This window comes from SAR324 cluster bacterium (genome assembly GCA_015232315.1).
GTDB lineage: Bacteria > SAR324 > SAR324 > SAR324 > NAC60-12 > JADFZZ01.
This window is the reverse complement of the sequence record JADFZZ010000041.1, coordinates 20,997-40,340: the sequence shown is the minus strand read 5'-3', so window position 1 is coordinate 40,340 and position 19,344 is coordinate 20,997. Positions and strand designations below refer to the sequence as shown.

Below are 19,344 nucleotides of genomic sequence, written 5' to 3'. Positions count from 1 at the left end.
CGAAAAATATTTTTGAAACATGATTGGAACTCAAGAAAAATTGTTGGGCGACCCTCACAAGGGTATTTTCTAAACCAAATTTTTCACCAATCAAACATTGCTTATGGCTATTCTCGGACAGCCTCCTAGGAGGCTGTCCGAGAATAACCTGACAATGTAAAAACTAAAAGTTATAGGGTGGCGTAGAAAGGAGCCGTTTATGAAAATACCCTTTAAATCCCCCTCCAAAGATTTCTATCGCACCAGCGGGGAACTTAAATTTATCTTTGATTATTTGCCGAAGGATCACCAGGATGTGTTTGCCGACGTCGCTCGTGCCTCGCTCTGTCGGGATGACACAGGCAAACTGTAAAGTACTTTTGACTGATTTTGAAAGGTGCCTTATCGGGCAACCTCTTTTGACGATTTTCATAAAATGAGGAACATGAAACAACTAAAAATCATGGTGGTTGATGATGAATTCGCCAGTCTCGCGCTGTTGAAGAAACACATGTCCAAGTATGGTGAATGTGATGGTTTTGAAGCCTCAAAAGATGCGCTGATAGCCTTCCATCTGGCTCATGCCAAACGTCAGCCTTATGACCTCATCACCCTGGATATCAACATGCCGTATATGGATGGAAATGAATTGTTGGAAGCCATTCGTAACTGGGAATTAGCCAGCGGAAAGGCTAATCGGAATGATGAGGTAAAAATCATCATGGTGACCGCTGCCGAAGACCTGAAATCCCGGATGCGATCCTTGAGAAAAGGGTGTGAGGAATATCTGGTGAAACCTGTCAGGGCCGATGCGGTGGATGCCATTATAAAAAAACTTGAAATCATTTAGCAGAATCTTCGGTTTCAGAAAATGGAACCAGCTCTTCAGCATTGATCAGATGATCAATGTCAATCAGCGTTTTTAGCTGACCATTGATTTTTGCCAGACATAAAATCCACGAATGACTGGATTCCATTGCAGGCGTCCGTTCCAGCATGTTTTCAGTCAGAAACAACACTTCTTTCACCTGCTCCACAATGATCCCGGCAAGAATTCTGGAATTATCCGCGATAATCTCAGAAATAATGATGCAGGTTCGTTCATGGTAGGGAATCCCGGGCAGGCCCAGTCTCAATCTCAGATCAATCACAGGAATAATCTTTCCTCGCAAATTAATGATTCCCTTCACATAATTCCTGGTTCTGGGAATAGGCGTTACAGGCAACATCCCCCCGATAATTTCTCTAACCTGTCGCACTCCGAGACCATATTCATGATTACCCGTACAAAACATGAGGTATTTTCCCCGCAAATTTTCCAAAAGATGGTTGGTGGCGCCCATTGCTTCAGCAGACATAAATCTTCCTGATTCCAGTACTAAAATTTATCAAAATCTTCATCATCATGCAGTGAAATCAACGGCTTTGCCGGTAAATGAGCCGATTGTTCAAGTTGTTCCATCGCTTTTGTCTGCTGGGTTGTCAGGGCCGATTTTGAATCGGTCGCACTCTCAGACGATGTCTCAGTGTCAGGCGGAGAGCCTTCAGACAGTTGTTCAATAAAAATTTTCAGTCCATCCATATTCCGCATCAATTCCATGACATTATCTCTTTCTGTTTTAAATAATCCGGAATTGTTCTGGATCAATTGACTCATCTGGTACATGGACTGATTGATCTGACCAATGCCCACAGACTGTTCCTGAGTTGCCGAGGCGATTTCTTCAGTGTACTGATTGATTTGTTCAAAACTCAGCAGTGCTTTTTGAGTGATCGCCATGCCACTGGCCGCTTGCCGTGCGTTGTGTTCAATTCTTTGCGCGATGTCGCGGGCCGCTTCGGCGCTTTTGGACGCGAGATTACGGACTTCATCCGCAACCACGGAAAACCCCAGGCCGTTTTCACCGGCACGCGCGGCTTCAACGGCGGCATTGAGCGAAAGAATATTGGTCTGAAACGCAATGCTGTCGATTGTTTGAGTGATGCCTCTGATGCGGTTGCTCGCCTCTTCAATGGCAGACATGGTTTCCGCGAGATGGTTCATCTGCATGGATGCCGCATGGGCCAGATCTTTGGATTTCAAGGTGTTTTCCGCTGTTTGAGAAATCATGGAAGCGATTTGTTCCACAGAGGAAGCGGTGTTTTCCACAGCGGCTTGTTGCTGTGTCATATTTTTTTGTAAATGCCCGAAAGACTGGTGCATTTCGTGAACTTTTCCCTGAAAATGAAAGGTATGATTTCTGAGTTTGTTGATCCATTGGTGTTGGAATGCCTGGATGTTGCTGGAAAACCTGATGATTAATCCTGTGAGAAGGAGCGCAATCAATCCCAGGATTCCTGATAAAATCCATATTTTCATGGCGACTTGTTCCTGGCTCTCAGACAAAGTTGTTTGCAGTGTTCCTTCCAGATGACCATATTCTTCAAGTTCCAGACGCAGATCAATCAACAACTGGCTGAGCTGTTCCTGAAGATGTTGCTTCATGCCTGACAACTCCATGGAAAGCTGAGCCATCAGAGCGTTTGCCATGATGACATTCCGGTATCCACTGACTTCATCACCCGCTTCAAAATGTTGCGATGCCTGTATCATCAAGGTCTGATACTGCTCCAGCATCCCGTTCATTGTTTCAGCGTCAGCAATATTTTTAGAAGATCTCAGTAAGGTCTGACCTGTTTTCAGGGCTTCCTCCGCTTTGGTTTGAACCTCATGCAGTCCAATCAGCGTTAACTCCTGATATTGCGTCTGGATGGTGTTCAATTGGGAAAGCATTGAATCAATGTTACTGATCCGTTCCAGCATCCGTGTTTGTTCCTGCGGAATGGATGCCAGCAGGGGATTTCGTTGCTGGATCGAATGGATCTGTCGGGAATGCAGGGTGAGTTGCGTTTTATCCAGCCTGGTTGAAAACCATTGTGCTGCACCCAGAATTGTCAATAAAACAATCATCACGAGCACAACAATCCAGAATTTTTTTAATGGATTCTGTGTTTGAGCGGTATTTTCAGATAACGTCATAATCCCTGGATTTGTAAAAATTAAGCACTTTTTTCAATACGTTGATGCACAAGTGAGGTCAAATGGCTGACATCCAGAATCAAGGCGGCTGTTCCATCGGAAAGGATGGTACAACCTGCGATTTCTTTCAGGTTTTTAAATTTCTCTCCCAAATTTTTGATCACAACTTCCTGTCGTCCATGGATCTGATCCGCGACCAGTCCGCATTTCTGGGTTCCATATTCGACAATCACGACAATACATTCTGTCAACGGTTTTCGCGGTTGGTTCATTTCCAGTTGGTCCGCAACCCGGATCAACGGCAGAATCTGGTTTCTCAAGAACAAAGCTTCGCCATAGCCCTGGATGGACTGACACATCGCTTCTGTCGGTTGCAACGTCTCGCGCACCGCCAGGGTGGGGATAATATACATGTCATTTCCTACGCCAAGGATCATTCCGTCAATGATTGCCAGTGTCAGCGGAAGGCGTATCGTGAAGCGGGAACCTTGCCCCGGTGTTGAGACAATATCAACTTTGCCTCGCAGGGAATCAATGGTTTGTTTGACCACATCCATTCCGACACCCCGCCCTGAAACATCCGTTACTTTTTCCGCGGTGGAAAAGCCGGGATGAAAGATGAACTGAATGATCTGACTGTCACTGAGTTCCTGGTGTGCCGTCATAAGTCCTTTCTGGCGCGCTTTATTCCTGATCTTATCCGCGGGAATCCCTCGTCCGTCATCCGCGATCTCAATCAGAATGCTACCGCCCTGGTGCCGTGCTTCCAGACGGATTCGACCCGTTTCGGGTTTGCCGGCGGCCAGCCGTTCTTCAGGGAGTTCAATGCCATGATCGCAGGAATTCCGGATCATGTGCACCAACGGATCATGCAGGGTGTCCACCATCATACGGTCGATTTCTGTTTCTTCGCCAATCAGGTCCAGTTCAATTTTTTTCCCGGTTTTGTTCGCGGTATCCCAGACCACACGATACATTTTTCGAAAGGTGGCAGAGATCGGCAGCATCCGCATTTTCATGGCGGTATTCTGCAATGTTGTCGTGGTGCGCCTGAGTTGTGTCAGCTTCTTTTGCAAGCTATGGCTTGTATTATTCTGGAGGGTCTGGTCCTGCAAAACCATATTTTGCGCAATCAACAACTCGCCCACAATATTGATCAGTTCATCCAGTTTGCCCGTGTCCACTTTAATGACGCCTCCGGTGGCCGCCATAGTGGTCTGTGTTTTTTTTGGAACTTCTTTGGGAGACGAGGGTGGCGGTGTGGCACTGGATTCAACAGGTTCTTCAGCTACAGGTTCTTTTGCAACAGATTCTTCTGCAGGAGGTTGCTGGGCTTGAGGTTTATTGTTTCTAAAATGTTCAATGGCATTGATCACGTTTTTATATTGACCGGATAACGTTGACGGCACATGGTCTTTTTTGGAAACCTCACAATCCGCCAGCAAGGCTTTCAGCAGGTCAATCGCGGACAGAATAAAAGCTTTCAGTTCTTCTGTCACAGGAAGTTTTCCTGAGCGGACATCATCCATCACATTTTCTGTTTTATGGCAAAATCCGGAAATCGTGTTGAGATTCAGAAATGCTGAAACGCCTTTCACAGAGTGGAATGTTCGGAACAGTTTGTTGATGTGATCAGCGTTGTCTTCATCAGCTTGCAATTCCATGATGACAACTTCTGATTCCGCAATGTTCTCACGGGTTTCCTGCAGGAATTCCAGCAGAAACATCTCATCCAGCACCAGATTTCCGGATGATTCCGCGGTGGCCGTGGTTTCCGGCACAACGGATTCCTCAGTGTGCTCCATGGGAAGAGCCTCCGCTTGGGTTTCAGCTCCAGCCTCCATTTCTTTTTTCAATTCTTGAGGGTCCATTCCAAGCTCCCTGAGCAATTCTTCAGAAGCATGGATTCCCGGAATGTTTGAGTTCATAAAGTATAATTATGAGCAATCGCGATAAGTTGTTACAGTCAGCAATCATTCTAAAAATTGAAAATGGTCATCAATGCACACCCTTTATCAACAATACAAAGGCGACAATCAATCCTAATCCTACAAAGTTGGAAAAATTCCAGATACCCTTTTGTTTTTCATTTAGGATTTCTGTAACAAAACGACCTCACCAGGTCAAATATTCTTTGGAGTTAATCCTGTTTTCGGGTCACTTTGTCGTCTCGAATGAATGTGGGCGATCTTAGAAGTTAAGGAACATTCGAAAAATAACTTCCAAAACTTTTCAACAAACATTTCCTGCCGGGCCTGCTTAGAGACGCACGATTCGCACGAATCTACAATAGCAGAAGCAAAAGAAAACGCCCAAAAAACGTTTGACTGCTTAGAGACGCGCGATTCGCACGTCTCTACAGACCTGGGCAAGGGCGGTGTATTAAAAAACTTTGGGCTGTTATTCTTTTATCGTTCCTAATTTCTGTGCTTGCGATCATTCATACATTTTTAGCAGTGGCTGTTCAAAGTGCTTCCGATAACCATAAACTGTCCTTGTTGTTGTGATTGTCTGTTAAAAATAAATAAAACGTCTTGACTGGTTGTTTTCATGTGTGTAGAATCAGCTTAAACAATAAGGAGGTCCCAATGGAATCACATGTGATTAAAAATAAACAGTCTGATAATAAAAAGACGACTTCTCATAAGAAGCCACGACCCAAAGCCTTGATCGATTTTAATTTTAGTGCTTTGACGATGCCGTTGACTAAGGAAATGCTGGATCTGGAAACAGAACGGGTGAAGAGTTTCTTCAAAAAGAAACCTCCAGTTTTATTGATGGATCTATCTTCCAGCATGAAACAAAGCCGAAAAACATCTGATCTGGAACAGAAATTGTCGGTTTGCACCGGATTTTACCGAAAAGACAGTGATGTGTTTTTCAAAGTGCTGGAAGTGATCGGATTGCTTTTTCTGGACGCCGCATCTCATGAAAAACAGGATGCAGGTTATCAGCAGTATCTGATCTATCAGTCGCTGGATTTTCTTTCCCTGTCTGTTCAGTATGCACCACAGTGTCTGAATATCAGTGCGGAACGGATGATGTTGAACATTCATCGTGTGTTGAGAGATCCTCTGGGAGAAAATATCGGTTCCCAGATTGTGCATCAAATGGAAAAAATACTCAGCAAACCGCAGGATCTGCAATCAATTGAAGGGCGCGATCAGATCATCCGGTTGTGCCTGAAGGGACACCGCTACTATGACGCCTTGTACCATATTCAGGAATATGAACGGGTCATGAAATTAAAAAGCCGTTCGATGTATCTGATTAAATCCGGTGAAATTCAATATCGGAAAGCCCATGTTTTTCAACAGATTATTGATTTTTATGTGGGTGTGTTTCTCAATAAAAAAGAACGTGCCGAGATCCATGACATGGCTAAACTGCAATCGTTCATTCGTCGGTTGAACATGCATGAGTCCAATATTTCTGTAGAGAACGTGTCGGACACCCTTTCTGTTCACAAGGCGTTGGTGAGCTTGATCAACATTGCCAATAATTATTATCAGGATGCGACCAACGATTTGAAATTTGTTTACAAGCATCGTGCCTATTACGGAATGGCCCATAATTATGTATTTCTGGATAAACCCGGACAGGCTATTACCAGTCTCAAATCAGGGTTGAAAGAAGTGGATAAGGCGCGTTTGTATATGTTGGAAAAAATGAAAGAGAAACTGGTGCTGGTGGAATATATGGCTCATGTCTTCACAGATCATGGGCAATCTCAACAGGCGGCAGAATATAAAAATAACGCCAATCAGATCAGAAAAATGATTTTTGATCTGGAGCAGAAAAACAAAAAGGAAAAAGCTGTCAGAGTCGCTGTTTGAATAATTTCCACCGGGAATTGTTAATCTTTGGATAAAAGAGGGTTGTATGAAATCCATTTCTTTGTTGTGGTTTTCTTATCCAATGGGAAATGTCAGAAATTTCAGTCTGACAGCCGATGTGCTCCTTCGACGGTTGATGCTTGTAGTCCTGCTGGTTTTGACAGGTATCACCGTGTGGCTCTATCAGGTGAATCAAAATCAGGCGATTCAGTTGGCCCGGCAAAATCTACTGCTTGAAATGCAGGGGGCTGAACTGGCTCAATTTGCTGAAAATAATGATTATTTGACGGTGATGAGCAACAAATGGAAAGTTATTGCTGAAACGAATCAGTGCACGCGCAACACGGATGGATTCGTGGCGCGTCAGTAAACCGGGGCATAGGGAAAACCGCCAGAAATTTCAGAATATGGAAAATGTCTTTTTCAACAAGGAGGACACAATGGAACACCAAGCCTATGATATTCAAATTACAGATTGTCAATTACTGGCTGATAAAAGCATGATCATCAGTGTGGATATTGATTCGACATGGGGAATCTGTCCGGTTTGTGGCTATATGACGAACCATCGCCTGGACGTTCGCGGAGAAACCACCATGCGGCCTTTTCCCTTGCTGGGGAACACCTATATCAAAGTGCATCCCCCCAAATACCAGTGTCTGGAGTGTGAACACCACACGGTCTTTGATCAAGGTATGCCATGGTTCCCTGCGGATTCAGGGATTTCTTCCGAACTGGAAGAGGAATTGATGGCATTTGTCGAGTTATCGTGTTTTCTTGCCTGAACCCGTTCACGAAGAACGTTTGTTTTTAGAAAAATTTTTATGTGGAGGATTCTTTTGTTTGTCTCGGGCGGGCGCAGGGGGCACGGAGGCCCCTCGTCCAAGGATGGGCAACGTCCGCTTGAGAAGCGCCGAAACCATGGATCTGTTCTCATTCACAGGAATGGGTGGGGGTGGTGTATTATTGGCTGATGCTTCTTCGGCCAAAGTTTCCATTGTGCGAATGTCTGTTCTGAGTTCCGCGTTTGCTTCCTGTGTTTTCACCAGCAGTTGATGGATCTGATTGTAACTTTCAGACAGTTTGATGTTGTTTTCGGTGAGGGTTTGATTCAATTCCAGCAACATGCGTTCACGGTCCCTCATTTCAGCCAGTTGTGTCTTTAGCATCCGGATGTGTTCGTGCAACAATTCAATTTCCAGACTGGCTGTATCAGCCGTTGAATTTTCCTCAAGTCGTAATTGATGCTTTAAAAACTCAATTTGTGTTTCCAGAGTTCGGACGAGTCGTTCAACGGAAGGATCCATGGTTGTTGACAAGGCCGGGAGAATTTCATGAATCGTGGGGGTGGGCAACAGTTCAGGGGTCAGCGTTCTTTTCTGCGCGGATCTCAAGACTTCATACTGGTCAATGGTAATCGTCTGGATTTTTCCGGATCGGGAAGTCTTGATTCCCTGTTCTCGCATCAGTTTATTCAGGGAAACTCTGGAGATTCCCATTTTTTCACAGGCCTGGGTTAAAGATAAACGTTCCATGAGGTTCCATGAAGGTAATGTGTCATTGATTCCGGCAATCAATTATTCCAGTGTGACGCCGCCGTCCTGAATTGTTTCAGGTTGGGCAATGTTAGGAGTTCCACCGGGAGTTACAAGAGGTTTTGTCAATAATTCAGTCAGATAGGTGGCAACTCCTGCCGCGCATACGCCACGAAACGCAATGCATTTGGCCTGTCCCAGTTTTTTTCCGGTGGGGGAATAGGCATAGACCCAGAAAGTGCTCCAGTCATAATAGCCCACCAGTTGATCATTGGCATCATACAGTTTCCGATCAAATGCTCTGCCAACCACTGATTTCAGGTTATCTTCCTTCACAATGAACAGTTCAAGATTGCCCTGATTGTTGAAAATGCCAACTTTGCCCTGAAGGTTGTCGGACATATCCAGAATTTCCACAAAATCAATGTAAACCAGCACTTTTGCGACAGGCTGTTCCTTGTCGTTGAGGATTTCTGTTTTAAGCGGCAAGGCGTGGCTTGTCTGGGCGAGAACAATGCAGAAAATGACGATAAAGGATGAAATGCGATAACGAAGATTTGACATAACTCAGGCTTTATACAAGACATCCATATAACGTTTGAGCATGTCCCCAATCACGCCCTTGGCAGGAAGTGTGGCCGCCAGTCCATAAACGGGTGCCATGCCGCCACGGGTTTTGGGTTGGAGCCTCACATAAGCCACCGCTTCTTTAAGATCCTGGATAAACCGTTCTGCCACACCTGTCTGGGTATGTCGGAGCGTGACGCACAGATGCACGGCAGAGGGCTTGTGCAAGCCATTCAGGTTCCAGTGTTTCTGGGTCATGTAATCCATGATTCTGTAAATATCCAGGGTTTTGGAGGCAAACGAAATCACCCACAACGGATCCCCCAAAAGATGCAGTTCGGGAATGTTTCGAATTTCACGTTTGATGGTATCCGCGGTTTTTAATATTTTTCCGGCGGCATCCATATAGCCCTGTTCCCCCATAGAGACCATTGCGGCCCAACATGCCGCGATCAGCGCGCCGGGACGACTACCGGCAAACGTGGGGGAAAAATACATGCCTCCCGGCCAGTCGGCCACCGTGTAATATTGATAATGTCTGAGTTCTGGCGTTCGGTAAAGAATCACCGAGGTTCCTTTGGCCGCATAACCAAATTTATGGGTATCCGCTGAAATGGAAGTCACACCGGGAAGTCTGAAATCAAAGGGCGGCACCGCATAACCCAGTTTTTCAGCCCACGGTAGCAGAAATCCTCCCAGACAGGCATCTGTATGAAATCCAATTCCTTTTTCCAGGGCAAACGTGGAAAGTTCTTCAATCGGGTCGATCACTCCATGCGGAAACGAGGGTGACGAACCAACCATGACAATCGTGTTGCTGTTGACCGCTTTTTTTGCGGCACGGATATTTGTGCGATAATCCCGTCCAACAGGGACGCGAACCATCTTGATGTTGAAATACTGTGAGGCTTTGTCGAAGGCCGCATGAACGGTGACTGGAACCACCATTTCAGGTTTAAGGATACCTCGTGTTTCCCGTGCGTGATCACGATAGGTTTTCATGGCCAGCAAGATGCTTTCTGTTCCACCGGAGGTCACTACTCCACAAACATCCTTCGCAGGACTGTTTTGCGAAGATCCCAGCATGTGAGCGGTCATGGCGACAATTTCAGCTTCAAACTTGGTGATGCTGGGCCATAAATCGGAATGAAGCGGATTGCTTTGGGAATGGAGCGCATACACCTGATTCAGAAAATCAATGTGCTGTTCATCGCCATGATAAACCGCACCTGACACATAACCGTCTTTCCAGCGCGAAATTTCAAGATCACGCATGGCTCGCATATCCTGCAAAACAGCGTCCCGGTTGATTCCCTTTTTCGGAATACAGGTGTGGGTGGCAAAATCGTTGCGGTAGGGTTTGCTGGACTGTTCCAGATCTTTCATAATCTGTGTGTATTGTTTTTCCAGCAAATCATTCACCAGGGGAAATTTTTTCAGATATTTCTCGATTTCCGGCAAAAACGGGAGTTTGTCCAGATGCTGAAGCAGGTCAGTCAACGGTTTGGGATTGGCTTGGGCAATGGTGGCTTTCAGATTTTGTAGCAGGCTCATGTCATTCCTATTTTTGACGGTTCAGCCGGGCATGGATGCGGCGGTTCTGGTGATAGATTTCCAGAAAACTTTCAAACAGTTCATCATACAAGGCTCTATGTTCCGGTCGGGGATTCCAGGTATTCGCGATGGGAACCTGTTCGGCGATTTGGTCCACAGTGATCAGTCCAAGCGACAGTGAAGCCAGCATGGCCGCACCCCGGACATTGGTTTCGATCGGATTTTTTACCTGACGGATCGGCCGGTTCAGAATATCCGCGTGAATCTGGCACCACAGATCAGAAATGGCACCTCCGCCAATCATGGTGATTTGGGGAAAGGGCCGTTTGACAAATTTTTCTACGGATTGCAACAGCCAGCGTGAGTTCAGCGCGACACCTTCAAATACCGCACGAATCATGTGATCCCGGGTTGTATGGAGGGAAAGGTTATGAAATCCGCCACGTATGGTATGATCTTCCACCGGGGTTCGTTCTCCATAAAGCCAGGGGGTGAAGATGACCTTGTTGCTGCCGGGAGGAACTTTTTCTGCCATTTGATTAAAAATTTCATACACATTTCGCGTTTTGGGATTGGTATTGAGTTCATCTTTGCGGGCAAACAGATTGTCCTTGAGATAGGTCAGGCAGACGCCGGCACATTCCTGTTCGTTGGCCACAAAATATTTATTGGGCAACGCCGAGGGAATGCTGGCCATGTTGAGGAGAATATCCGTTTTTTTAAAGGGAACATGGCACGTCAACCAGGAAGATGTTCCAATATAAAGATGCGCTTCATAATCCCTGACGGCACCGGAACCGATCGTGGCGGACTGGATATCCGGCGTTCCCATCACAACCACCGTGTCTTCAGACAAACCCAGTTCTCTGGCAATTTCGGGCAGAATCCGGCCCAGCGTATCAGTGCTTTTTTTCAAGGGAGGCAATTTGTCCGGATCAATGGTGGACATGCGGATGAGTTCCTGATCATAGCGCAGGTTCTGAATATCCCGGTTGTCTGTAAGCCAGTGCAATACAATGGAGTCCATCCCGGCGGCAAATTTTCCGGTGAATTTCAGATTCAGATAATCTTTGGGTTCCAGAAATTTATAGGTATTTTGATAAATTTGAGGAAGTTCATGCTTGATGAACAGGATATGCGCAACGGGGTCTTTGCCCGACTGTGAAGGGAGCCCGCCGGTTTTCCTCAACCATTTGAACAGCTTTTTGAGATCATAACCGTCATAGTTCAGTATGCCACCGGTTATTCTTTTCAGATATTTGGCACCACGGGAATCCATCCAGATGATGGCATTCATCAATGGTTTTCCCTGGCGGTCCACCGCGACAGTACCCGACCACTGGGTCGTGTTGCTCACCGCGATGATCTGCTCTGGCGGAATCCGGGTTTTAGCGAGAAGTTTTTTCACTCCCCGGGCAATGGCATTCCACCAGTCCTCGGGTGCTTGTTCCGCACCACCTCCGGGAAACAGTTCCAGCGGCGTTTTTTCAACCAAACAGTCCAGCACCTGTCCTTGAACGGAGACCAGCGCGACTTTGGGGCCGGAGGTACCCAGGTCAATGGCCAGGATGTATCTTGTTTGTTCAGTTGTCACGTTCACCTGTTCAGGATCAACAAAACTCATTGTCCCATTCGTTTATAATGTATGATTCTGAGCTGGCTATAAATCAGTAACAGAACAAACAGTCCAATAATAAGCAGTGCAAAAATTTCATTGACTACCGAGCGTTGGATCAGTGCCACAAGGCCCAGCACAAGGGCCGACGAGGCCAGCAAAACATAAATTTTCCCAAAACGGTTTTGGTGCCGGAAATATGGAATCAACGCGGCGAAAAAGATCGTCAGGCTTCCCCATTTCATCCAGGTGGTCCAGTGAAGGGTGGCGAGGTGCTGATCAATCGGTTCAAGGGCAACCAACCCGGAGGTGATGGCAAATAATTGCCTGTTTTCCAGAAAGTCCCCTGTCATTGCCAATAGGGGCAAAATCATCAGTTGAAGATAAACCGGATTTTTTTCCTGAATAGACAGGGTGCGCAGAATACTGATTAAGAAGGGGCCATACAGAACGATATAAAAATAATCAAAACGGTTTCCACGGTTCATGGCCTCAATTCGTTTGAGGGTCTCCGCTGAATCCATCGGACCAAAGAACTGCCGCACTTCTTCCTGTGTTTCGATGAATTCAAACGCGATGATGGGCGTAAAAAAGCCGTCCGGCATGGTGTTCATTTTCCGGGGAAAAGTGGCGGCGATAAGCAGACTCATCAAGATCAGTCCCATGCCGATATACCCGGCAAACATCCATTGTCGATAGAGCATACAGTCCTTGTTTCAGGGGATGGATAAATTGACGTGAGGGTTGTCTTTCTTGAATTTTTCTAAAGTTTTCCGATATTTGGCAATACGGATATTTTTCTCCTGAACCTGCCGGAGCAGATCATCCCGATTTTTGGGGTTGAGTTCGCGGATTTCTTCCACAGTCTGGGCAATGGAACGTTCCATGATCAGAATTTGACGCTGATACTCACGAATGTGGCTGGGAAGATCATCCTGTTTATTTTTCCAGTCACGCAAACGCTGGGCGATTTGTTCCATATCCTTCTGATATTTTTGAATAGCTTCCCGCATTTTTGTTGCATAGTCCTCCAGCATTTCCCGGTTGTTGGGGTTGCTTTTCAAGCGTTGGTGAAGGGAAGATCCGCCGGGGATGCTCCCTTCCCATTTCTGCTGCATCATGGCAATGCTTTTTGCGTTGGTGGCAATGACTTTGTTTTTCTCAAGGGATTGCCAGATGCCCTCCAGTTTTTTGAGGGCCAAACTGATAGGCATCTGCTTGGTCAGGATTGCTTCACATTCCTGTCGCATTTCCTCAATGCGCTCTTTCTTGATGCCCAGAGAGTTATTACCTTCCTCATTACGATGGGTTTCCACATCCAGAATCAATATTTTTCGCAGTGCATGAAAGAACATAATCTGGAAATGTGTCAGAATACTCACAAAATAATCCATTCCGATCAGATCTGTCACATTGCTTTCGTCCACGATATTGGTTTTGAAGGAATTGAGGAGGCATTTGCGGAACAGAATGTTGTCATTATCATGAAAAATATTCAGATCACAGGCTTCCTCAGAACCATTGACCAGATTCAGCATTCCCAGCAATGAGGGGGCCTCAGGGTCTTCTGAAACATAAAAAATCTTGTTATACAGATCAAAATCATAGCCACTTTTCAAGGCCTTGTTCAGATCCTGTATTTTCGGACCATATTCCTTGACGAAGCCCTCATATTTCAACTTGAGTTCCAGGGCGTGTCCCAGTCGCTGGACGATCAGTGAAATGCTTTCAGGAGTACGTTTGTAGGATTCGCCGGACAGCATATCCTGAATGATCTGGGTATGGGATGATTCAGCCGCCAGTTCCTTGAGTTCCTTGAAGACCGGAAAAAAGTTTTTTTTGAAAGTGGGGTCTTTTTCAATCAGAGGCTCATAGTAGCTGATCAACTCCAGAATGCCTCTGGTGAAATCAATACAGCGTTTTTCAAAGTTGTATTTGCCCAGGGCTGTGAAAAAAGAGGCGACACTTTGTAGTTCCTCTGTGGATGTTTGTTCTGAATCCAGAAAGCGTTTCTGTTGTTCTTCAGAGATATAGCCCTTGATGAACGCGTTCGTCAACGACTGAAGCTGGGTGATGCGGTCAATCGCTTCATTGGTGTCAAGAAACGCGATGTCTTCAATCGTTTGTGCTTCGGTGATGATTTTGTCACGAATCGCTTCATTGAGCATGACATATTTTTTTAATACTTTGACATAACCCCAGGTCCATTCATAGATTGCGTCAGTGAAATGCAGGTGATGCGTGTTTTTCCCGGGATTGACAACATTCCCCAACTCGCCAGCGTTGGAGTTGATTCCGGATTTGGAGGTAAAGTTCCGAATGCTGTCGCAGATTTTTTCTCCTTCTGACAGAAACAGATCAATCGCGCAGGTCAGATCAATCAGTGTGGTTACAAAGATTTCACGCAATTCCTTGGTTTGCTCCAAGCCTAGAATTCCCTTTTTCAAATAGGTTTGCACCGCTGTTTCAAAATGAAGGGCTTGTACCAGAAAAATTGTGTTTCCGGGTTCACGGTGCTGATAGAACTGGATGATTTCTTCAACATCCAACGGGTTAGCCCGTGGCATGGGTGCGGTTTCAGGTTCTGGCGATTCTTCGTCTTCGGATGGTTCAGGCTGTGGTAGAGGGTCATAGCTTTTTTTAAGCATTTGCGTCGCATAATCCAGCATTTCCTGAGAGGATTGTGGCGCAATTGTGTGCTGAAGAATTTCTGCGGCGGATTCATCGAAGATCTGAAGCTGTTCCTTCAGTTTTTGATTTAGAACAGGAATTTTGTTGCCAGAGGGATGATCTCTGAGTTCTATTTTTCGGGGAGGGGTACCCGGACCCCAGTTCTCAAGATTGGTGATGGCCCGTTCCAGAGTGATTTTAGGGTGAAATTCTCCCTGGAAGCCTGATTGCTTGATCTGACGCAGTGTTTTCAGGATATGAAAAATCGGTTCAGCCGCGACAATGCGCCCCTTGACTTCAAGCAGATTGGACGAGGTCAGGGCGTGTTGACAATCCTCGTCAGTGATCAATCCTTTTCTGACTCTGCCAAAAACATCAACTTCCATCTGCATGCGCTGCCGCATGTTCATCAGTGCCTGCTGTACTTGCCGCAACAGTTTGAAGGGGGTGGGCGACTGTGGATTTTTAGTGTCCACGGGTTCATTGAACATCTGAATGATTTTAGCCTTATTTTCGTCAGAGTCATCCTCATCATTCGCACGGGAGATGGCCATCATCAAGGGTTTGATGAATTGTCTGACAGTATCACTGAAGTGTTCCAGCACACTTTGTCCCGTGATGAAATAAAGTTTGGCGGCCAGGGATTCATCTTCTTCACGCTCAGTGATTTTTCCAGGAAGAAAACTTAAGGAGGGATCTTCCTTGTAAATACTTCGCAATCTTTTTATGGCCGATGGCTGCAAGGCAAAACCTGTCTGCGAATTGCCCATGATGGATTTTTTATTGTTCAATAAAAAGCCGAGTTTCACGTTGGTGTTGTAGGCCCGAGCCAGATGCACGCCGATCGGATGCATATTTCTGACAGGTTTCTGAACTGATGGATTATTGGGAGGAGCTGAAGCCATGTGCGTTTTTTAAAAATAAGTTGTTTATTCGTCTTCTGTAAAACCAACTAACAAATCTAAAAGGCTATAGCAATAATTCTATCACTTTCTCTCGAAAAAAAATCCCTATAGGGCTTGCGTCTTCATCGGGAAAAAATAAACTCCGTTAAAAATTTCAGCAAACTTAAAATACTCAGGAAAGAGATTATGGGCGACAGTTTTGGACATTTATTTCGGATTACAACCTGGGGGGAATCCCATGGAGGTGGTGTCGGTGTAGTGATTGATGGATGCCCGGCAGGACTGGACTTATCAGTAGCGGACATACAGCATGACCTGGATCGCAGGAAACCGGGACAGAGCAAAATCACGACACAACGCAAGGAACAGGATCAAGCCGCGATTTTATCTGGAGTTTTTGAAGGGAAAACCCTGGGAACCGCGATTTCAATCGCTGTCATGAACGAAGACGCCCGCCCCGGTGCCTATGATGAAATGAAAGATCTGTTTCGTCCCAGTCATGCGGATTATACCTTTGAACAAAAATATGGTTTGCGCAACTGGCAGGGTGGCGGGCGTTCCAGCGCTCGTGAAACCATTGGACGTGTGGCGGCCGGTGCTATCGCGAAAAAAATTCTTCACCAGTGTTGCGGTCTGCAAACGTTGGCCTGGGTACAACAAATATTTGATATCAAAGCCAACATTGATCCGTCACGGGTTACGTTTGAACAGATCGAAGGGAATCCGGTACGCTGTCCGGATCAGGAAGCCGCTTCGTTGATGTATGAATGCATTGATCATGCGCGGATGTCCGGTGACAGTGTCGGCGGAGTCATTGGCGCAGTGGTGCGCAATGTTCCCGCTGGACTCGGCGAACCTGTGTTTGACAAATTGACTGCCGATCTGGCCAAAGCGATTATGTCCATTCCGGCAACCCGGGGGATTGAGTTTGGCTTGGGTTTTGATTCAGTTTTTCTCAAGGGCTCAGAACACAATGACGCGTTTATCATGCGTGACAGTCAGATTCATACCCGCACCAACAATTCCGGTGGAATTCAAGGTGGCATTTCCAACGGTGAAGAAATTTATTTGCGTGTCGCGTTCAAACCCACCGCAACCATCAACTTCGAGCAGGATACCGTCACCCGAGAGGGTATTCCCGTCAAACTCAAGGCCAAGGGGAGACATGATCCCTGTGTCCTTCCCCGCGCTGTTCCCATTGTGGAAGCCATGATCAACCTTGTGCTGGTCGATCATTTTTTAAGAAACCTCAGTAAAAAAAATCAGAACCTTTCCATTTGAAATCCAGATTTGGTTCCTTCCTTGCAAATATCGAACTGCCTTAATTCCATATTTCGTGTAATAAGCGGCCAGGGGAGGAGTAATCCCATACCTGAAGGGGTCTATTGATTTTAAAAATTCAGGAGTTTTCATGAAAAATTATGACACAGATTCTCTGGATCATCAGAATGGATCGATTCATCCAGTGCATTTAGTTCTTACCGGAATTATACTTTTTATCGTTGCTCTTGTTATTCAGATTTTGCTAATGAATGGATAGTCAGACACAGAGGGCTGTGTTTGAAATAATCGTCTATGTGGTAGAATGATTCAAAAAATTGATGTTTTTAATGGTGACGCGGATGGAATTTGTGCCCTGCATCAGCTTCGTCTGGCGCAACCGGCTTCCAGTTTGCTGATTACAGGTGTCAAACGTGACATTGGTTTGCTGGAAAAAATTAAACATGTCACACATGCTGATATTGTGGTGCTGGATATTTCACTGGATGCGAACCGGGATGCATTGAATGCTTTGCTGAAACAGGAAAACAACATTCTCTATTTTGATCATCATTATCATGGGGAAATTCCTGTAAGCGCTCATTTGAACACGCATCTGGACATGGACCCTGATTTGTGCACCAGTCTGCTGGTGGATCGTTATCTCGGAGGAACCTATCGGGAATGGGCTATTGTTGCCGCGTTCGGAGATAATCTGCATAAATCTGCTCATAAACTGGCAACAGACCTGGGGTTATCGGAGTCACATACAGCAAGCCTCAGAGAACTGGGTGAGTTGATCAATTACAATGGTTATGGTGAATCCCTGGAAGATCTTCATTTATCTCCGGATCAATTATATCTGAGCCTTGTGCCCTATGAACATCCCGGCGATTTTATAGAAAACTCGGAAACAATTTCCAGACTGAGGTCAGGTTTTAAGCAGGATCGGGAACTGGCCCTGTCGTTCGGGGCATTACCGCATGAGGGAACAGGACGGATTGTCTGCTTTCCCTCAGAAGCTTGGGCCAAACGGATAGCCGGTGTGTATAACAATGAAATGTCCCGTAAATATCCTGAACAGGCTCAAGCCTTGCTTGTAGAAAATCATGATGGTTCATGGATGGTGAGTGTTCGTGCTCCACAGACAGCACCCGTCGGCGCGGATCTTTTGTGTCGGCAATTTCCAACAGGTGGTGGACGGGCCAAAGCCGCGGGCATCAATCAGTTACCAGCCGAACAGTTAAAGGCCTTCATTCATGCGTTTGATCAGCAGTTTTCATAAGGGATCACACAAGGTAATTTCAAAAAAAGACAAAAAGGAGTGATTATGAGGAGGAATGGAAAAAGAGGGGTGTGGCTGGTTATCGCGTTATGGCTCAGCCTTGCAGGCTGCGGACCCAGTCAGGAAGAGTACACGGCCAAGGTGAATGAAGCTGAAAACTATAAGAAAACAATTGCCGGCAAAGAGAATGAACTCAAGCAACTCCGAACTGAAAAACAGACATCCGACCAGCAACTTGCGGCTCAACAGACAAAAATTGAAGCCCTGCAAATTGAACAGCAGAAAACAGCACAATTGCTGGAACAGAAAGAACAGGAACTGAAACTGCATCAGGATCAGTTGACCACTATTCAGGCGACCCAACAGGATGCTGAAGCCGAAATTCAGATCAAAAAACAGGCGGTTGAAGAAGCCGCGACAGCCTTGCATCAGCGACAGCAGGATCTGGAAATACAGATCAATGCCGCGCATCAGGCCAACATGCAGTTGAAAAAAGCCACCAAAGACCAGGAAGAAAAAATCAAGGCACTGAATCAGGAAATTGATTATCTCACCAATCAGATCGAAATTCTGGCGACAGAAAAACAGTCTCTGCAAAACACGCTTTCACGGGAGCCCAAACCCGCCAAACCTGAAAAATCAGCAACAATACCGGAGGGTGATTTCCAGGCTCAGCTTCAGCAAGTGTTTGGCAATGAGATCCAACAGGAACGACTGACCGTTCTCAGTGAAGGCAATCGTGTGATTTTGCGAGTGGAAGAACATCGGATTTTTGATTCAGGAGAAGCTTTTATCAATGCGGAAGGCTTTCGGATTTTGAATCAGATTGGTCATCGACTGAAGGAAATACCGGGGGTTTATATTCAGGTGAGCGGGCATACTGATGATTTGCCTGTGGGAAAAAATACCCGTGAAAAATTTCCAACCAATTGGGAACTGTCAACGTCACGTGCTGTCAATGTGGTGCGCTATCTGATTGACAGCGCTTTTGTGGACCCTTCCAGAATTTCCGCGGCAGGTTACAGTTCTTACAGGCCCGCGACTGAGTCCAATACTCAGCGCAAGAAAAACCGACGCATTGAATTTGTTCTTTATACGTTATAAGCCACGGTTGATGGA

At 45.9% G+C, this 19,344-nt stretch carries 17 protein-coding genes; 8 read left to right on the top strand and 9 right to left on the bottom strand.

Annotated elements, in window-relative coordinates:
• The first annotated feature begins 199 nt into the window (after nucleotides 1-199).
• Both HQM11_18975 and HQM11_18970 read left to right on the top strand, forming a co-directional pair.
• A complete protein-coding gene (locus HQM11_18975; GenBank protein ID MBF0353121.1) occupies nucleotides 200-352 on the top strand; it encodes a hypothetical protein in 153 nt (50 codons plus the stop codon).
• 72 nt (nucleotides 353-424) lie between these two features.
• A complete protein-coding gene (locus HQM11_18970; GenBank protein ID MBF0353120.1) occupies nucleotides 425-829 on the top strand; it encodes a response regulator in 405 nt (134 codons plus the stop codon).
• Here the strand turns inward: HQM11_18970 and HQM11_18965 are convergent.
• From HQM11_18965 to HQM11_18955, 3 genes are read right to left on the bottom strand one after another with little or no spacing between them, the layout of a single operon-like run.
• Complete coding sequence (locus tag HQM11_18965; protein ID MBF0353119.1) at nucleotides 822-1,337, bottom strand: purine-binding chemotaxis protein CheW; 516 nt, start codon at nucleotides 1,335-1,337, stop codon at nucleotides 822-824. The genes HQM11_18970 and HQM11_18965 overlap by 8 nt on opposite strands.
• 20 nt (nucleotides 1,338-1,357) lie before the next feature.
• Nucleotides 1,358-2,998, bottom strand: a complete 1,641-nt coding sequence (locus HQM11_18960; protein ID MBF0353118.1) for a hypothetical protein — start codon at nucleotides 2,996-2,998, stop codon at nucleotides 1,358-1,360.
• A 20-nt stretch (nucleotides 2,999-3,018) separates the two neighbouring features.
• Nucleotides 3,019-4,926, bottom strand: coding sequence for a chemotaxis protein CheA (locus HQM11_18955; protein ID MBF0353117.1), 1,908 nt, complete (start codon nucleotides 4,924-4,926; stop codon nucleotides 3,019-3,021).
• 660 nt (nucleotides 4,927-5,586) lie between these two features.
• Between HQM11_18955 and HQM11_18950 the strand changes: the two genes are divergently transcribed.
• The 3 genes from HQM11_18950 to HQM11_18940 all read left to right on the top strand — a co-directional run bounded on the left by HQM11_18950 (nucleotide 5,587) and on the right by HQM11_18940 (nucleotide 7,619).
• Nucleotides 5,587-6,834, top strand: a complete 1,248-nt coding sequence (locus HQM11_18950; protein ID MBF0353116.1) for a hypothetical protein — start codon at nucleotides 5,587-5,589, stop codon at nucleotides 6,832-6,834.
• A 46-nt stretch (nucleotides 6,835-6,880) separates the two neighbouring features.
• Nucleotides 6,881-7,204 (top strand): hypothetical protein, encoded by a 324-nt coding sequence (locus tag HQM11_18945; protein ID MBF0353115.1) that lies wholly within the window; start codon nucleotides 6,881-6,883, stop codon nucleotides 7,202-7,204.
• Between the two features lie 70 nt (nucleotides 7,205-7,274).
• The gene (locus HQM11_18940) at nucleotides 7,275-7,619 is read left to right on the top strand and encodes a hypothetical protein (GenBank protein MBF0353114.1); all 345 of its coding nucleotides are present in this window, start codon (nucleotides 7,275-7,277) and stop codon (nucleotides 7,617-7,619) included.
• A gap of 6 nt (nucleotides 7,620-7,625) precedes the next feature.
• Here the strand turns inward: HQM11_18940 and HQM11_18935 are convergent, their stop codons facing one another.
• Genes HQM11_18935 through HQM11_18910 form a run of 6 tightly spaced genes read right to left on the bottom strand, consistent with a single transcriptional unit; the run spans nucleotide 7,626 to nucleotide 15,680 of the window.
• Nucleotides 7,626-8,369 carry a hypothetical protein gene (locus HQM11_18935; GenBank protein MBF0353113.1) on the bottom strand — a complete coding sequence of 248 codons (744 nt, stop codon included), beginning with the start codon at nucleotides 8,367-8,369 and terminating at the stop codon, nucleotides 7,626-7,628.
• A 42-nt stretch (nucleotides 8,370-8,411) separates the two neighbouring features.
• On the bottom strand, nucleotides 8,412-8,933 hold the full coding sequence (locus HQM11_18930) for a hypothetical protein (GenBank protein ID MBF0353112.1): 522 nt from the start codon (nucleotides 8,931-8,933) through the stop codon (nucleotides 8,412-8,414).
• Nucleotides 8,934-8,936: 3 nt separating this feature from the next.
• Entirely contained in the window at nucleotides 8,937-10,490 is a 1,554-nt protein-coding gene (locus tag HQM11_18925) for an aminotransferase class V-fold PLP-dependent enzyme (GenBank protein MBF0353111.1), read from the bottom strand.
• Between the two features lie 7 nt (nucleotides 10,491-10,497).
• Nucleotides 10,498-12,114: an FGGY-family carbohydrate kinase gene (locus HQM11_18920; GenBank protein MBF0353110.1), complete on the bottom strand. Its 1,617-nt coding sequence runs from the start codon at nucleotides 12,112-12,114 to the stop codon at nucleotides 10,498-10,500.
• Complete coding sequence (locus HQM11_18915; GenBank protein MBF0353109.1) at nucleotides 12,111-12,809, bottom strand: hypothetical protein; 699 nt, start codon at nucleotides 12,807-12,809, stop codon at nucleotides 12,111-12,113. The genes HQM11_18920 and HQM11_18915 overlap by 4 nt, the downstream gene beginning before the upstream one ends.
• A gap of 12 nt (nucleotides 12,810-12,821) precedes the next feature.
• On the bottom strand, nucleotides 12,822-15,680 hold the full coding sequence (locus tag HQM11_18910; GenBank protein MBF0353108.1) for a hypothetical protein: 2,859 nt from the start codon (nucleotides 15,678-15,680) through the stop codon (nucleotides 12,822-12,824).
• A gap of 186 nt (nucleotides 15,681-15,866) precedes the next feature.
• Between HQM11_18910 and aroC the strand changes: the two genes are divergently transcribed.
• The 3 genes from aroC (at nucleotide 15,867) to HQM11_18895 (ending at nucleotide 19,329) form a co-directional block, all read left to right on the top strand.
• The gene (gene aroC / locus HQM11_18905) at nucleotides 15,867-16,961 is read left to right on the top strand and encodes a chorismate synthase (protein ID MBF0353107.1); all 1,095 of its coding nucleotides are present in this window, start codon (nucleotides 15,867-15,869) and stop codon (nucleotides 16,959-16,961) included.
• Nucleotides 16,962-17,268: 307 nt separating this feature from the next.
• Nucleotides 17,269-18,225 (top strand): acetyltransferase, encoded by a 957-nt coding sequence (locus HQM11_18900; protein MBF0353106.1) that lies wholly within the window; start codon nucleotides 17,269-17,271, stop codon nucleotides 18,223-18,225.
• Between the two features lie 45 nt (nucleotides 18,226-18,270).
• On the top strand, nucleotides 18,271-19,329 hold the full coding sequence (locus HQM11_18895; GenBank protein ID MBF0353105.1) for an OmpA family protein: 1,059 nt from the start codon (nucleotides 18,271-18,273) through the stop codon (nucleotides 19,327-19,329).
• Nucleotides 19,330-19,344 lie beyond the last annotated feature (15 nt).

Excerpts from the sequence above, each read along its gene's own strand:
- aroC (MBF0353107.1), top strand. The coding sequence starts at position 15,867 with ATGGGCGACAGTTTTGGACATTTATTTCGGATTACAACCTGGGGGGAA.
- HQM11_18915 (MBF0353109.1), bottom strand. The coding sequence starts at position 12,809 with ATGCTCTATCGACAATGGATGTTTGCCGGGTATATCGGCATGGGACTG.
- HQM11_18935 (MBF0353113.1), bottom strand. The coding sequence starts at position 8,369 with ATGGAACGTTTATCTTTAACCCAGGCCTGTGAAAAAATGGGAATCTCC.
- HQM11_18955 (MBF0353117.1), bottom strand. The coding sequence starts at position 4,926 with ATGAACTCAAACATTCCGGGAATCCATGCTTCTGAAGAATTGCTCAGG.
- HQM11_18950 (MBF0353116.1), top strand. The coding sequence starts at position 5,587 with ATGGAATCACATGTGATTAAAAATAAACAGTCTGATAATAAAAAGACG.
- HQM11_18910 (MBF0353108.1), bottom strand. The coding sequence starts at position 15,680 with ATGGCTTCAGCTCCTCCCAATAATCCATCAGTTCAGAAACCTGTCAGA.
- HQM11_18945 (MBF0353115.1), top strand. The coding sequence starts at position 6,881 with ATGAAATCCATTTCTTTGTTGTGGTTTTCTTATCCAATGGGAAATGTC.
- HQM11_18960 (MBF0353118.1), bottom strand. The coding sequence starts at position 2,998 with ATGACGTTATCTGAAAATACCGCTCAAACACAGAATCCATTAAAAAAA.
- HQM11_18895 (MBF0353105.1), top strand. The coding sequence starts at position 18,271 with ATGAGGAGGAATGGAAAAAGAGGGGTGTGGCTGGTTATCGCGTTATGG.
- HQM11_18975 (MBF0353121.1), top strand. The coding sequence starts at position 200 with ATGAAAATACCCTTTAAATCCCCCTCCAAAGATTTCTATCGCACCAGC.
- HQM11_18965 (MBF0353119.1), bottom strand. The coding sequence starts at position 1,337 with ATGTCTGCTGAAGCAATGGGCGCCACCAACCATCTTTTGGAAAATTTG.
- HQM11_18930 (MBF0353112.1), bottom strand. The coding sequence starts at position 8,933 with ATGTCAAATCTTCGTTATCGCATTTCATCCTTTATCGTCATTTTCTGC.
- HQM11_18920 (MBF0353110.1), bottom strand. The coding sequence starts at position 12,114 with ATGAGTTTTGTTGATCCTGAACAGGTGAACGTGACAACTGAACAAACA.
- HQM11_18970 (MBF0353120.1), top strand. The coding sequence starts at position 425 with ATGAAACAACTAAAAATCATGGTGGTTGATGATGAATTCGCCAGTCTC.
- HQM11_18940 (MBF0353114.1), top strand. The coding sequence starts at position 7,275 with ATGGAACACCAAGCCTATGATATTCAAATTACAGATTGTCAATTACTG.
- HQM11_18925 (MBF0353111.1), bottom strand. The coding sequence starts at position 10,490 with ATGAGCCTGCTACAAAATCTGAAAGCCACCATTGCCCAAGCCAATCCC.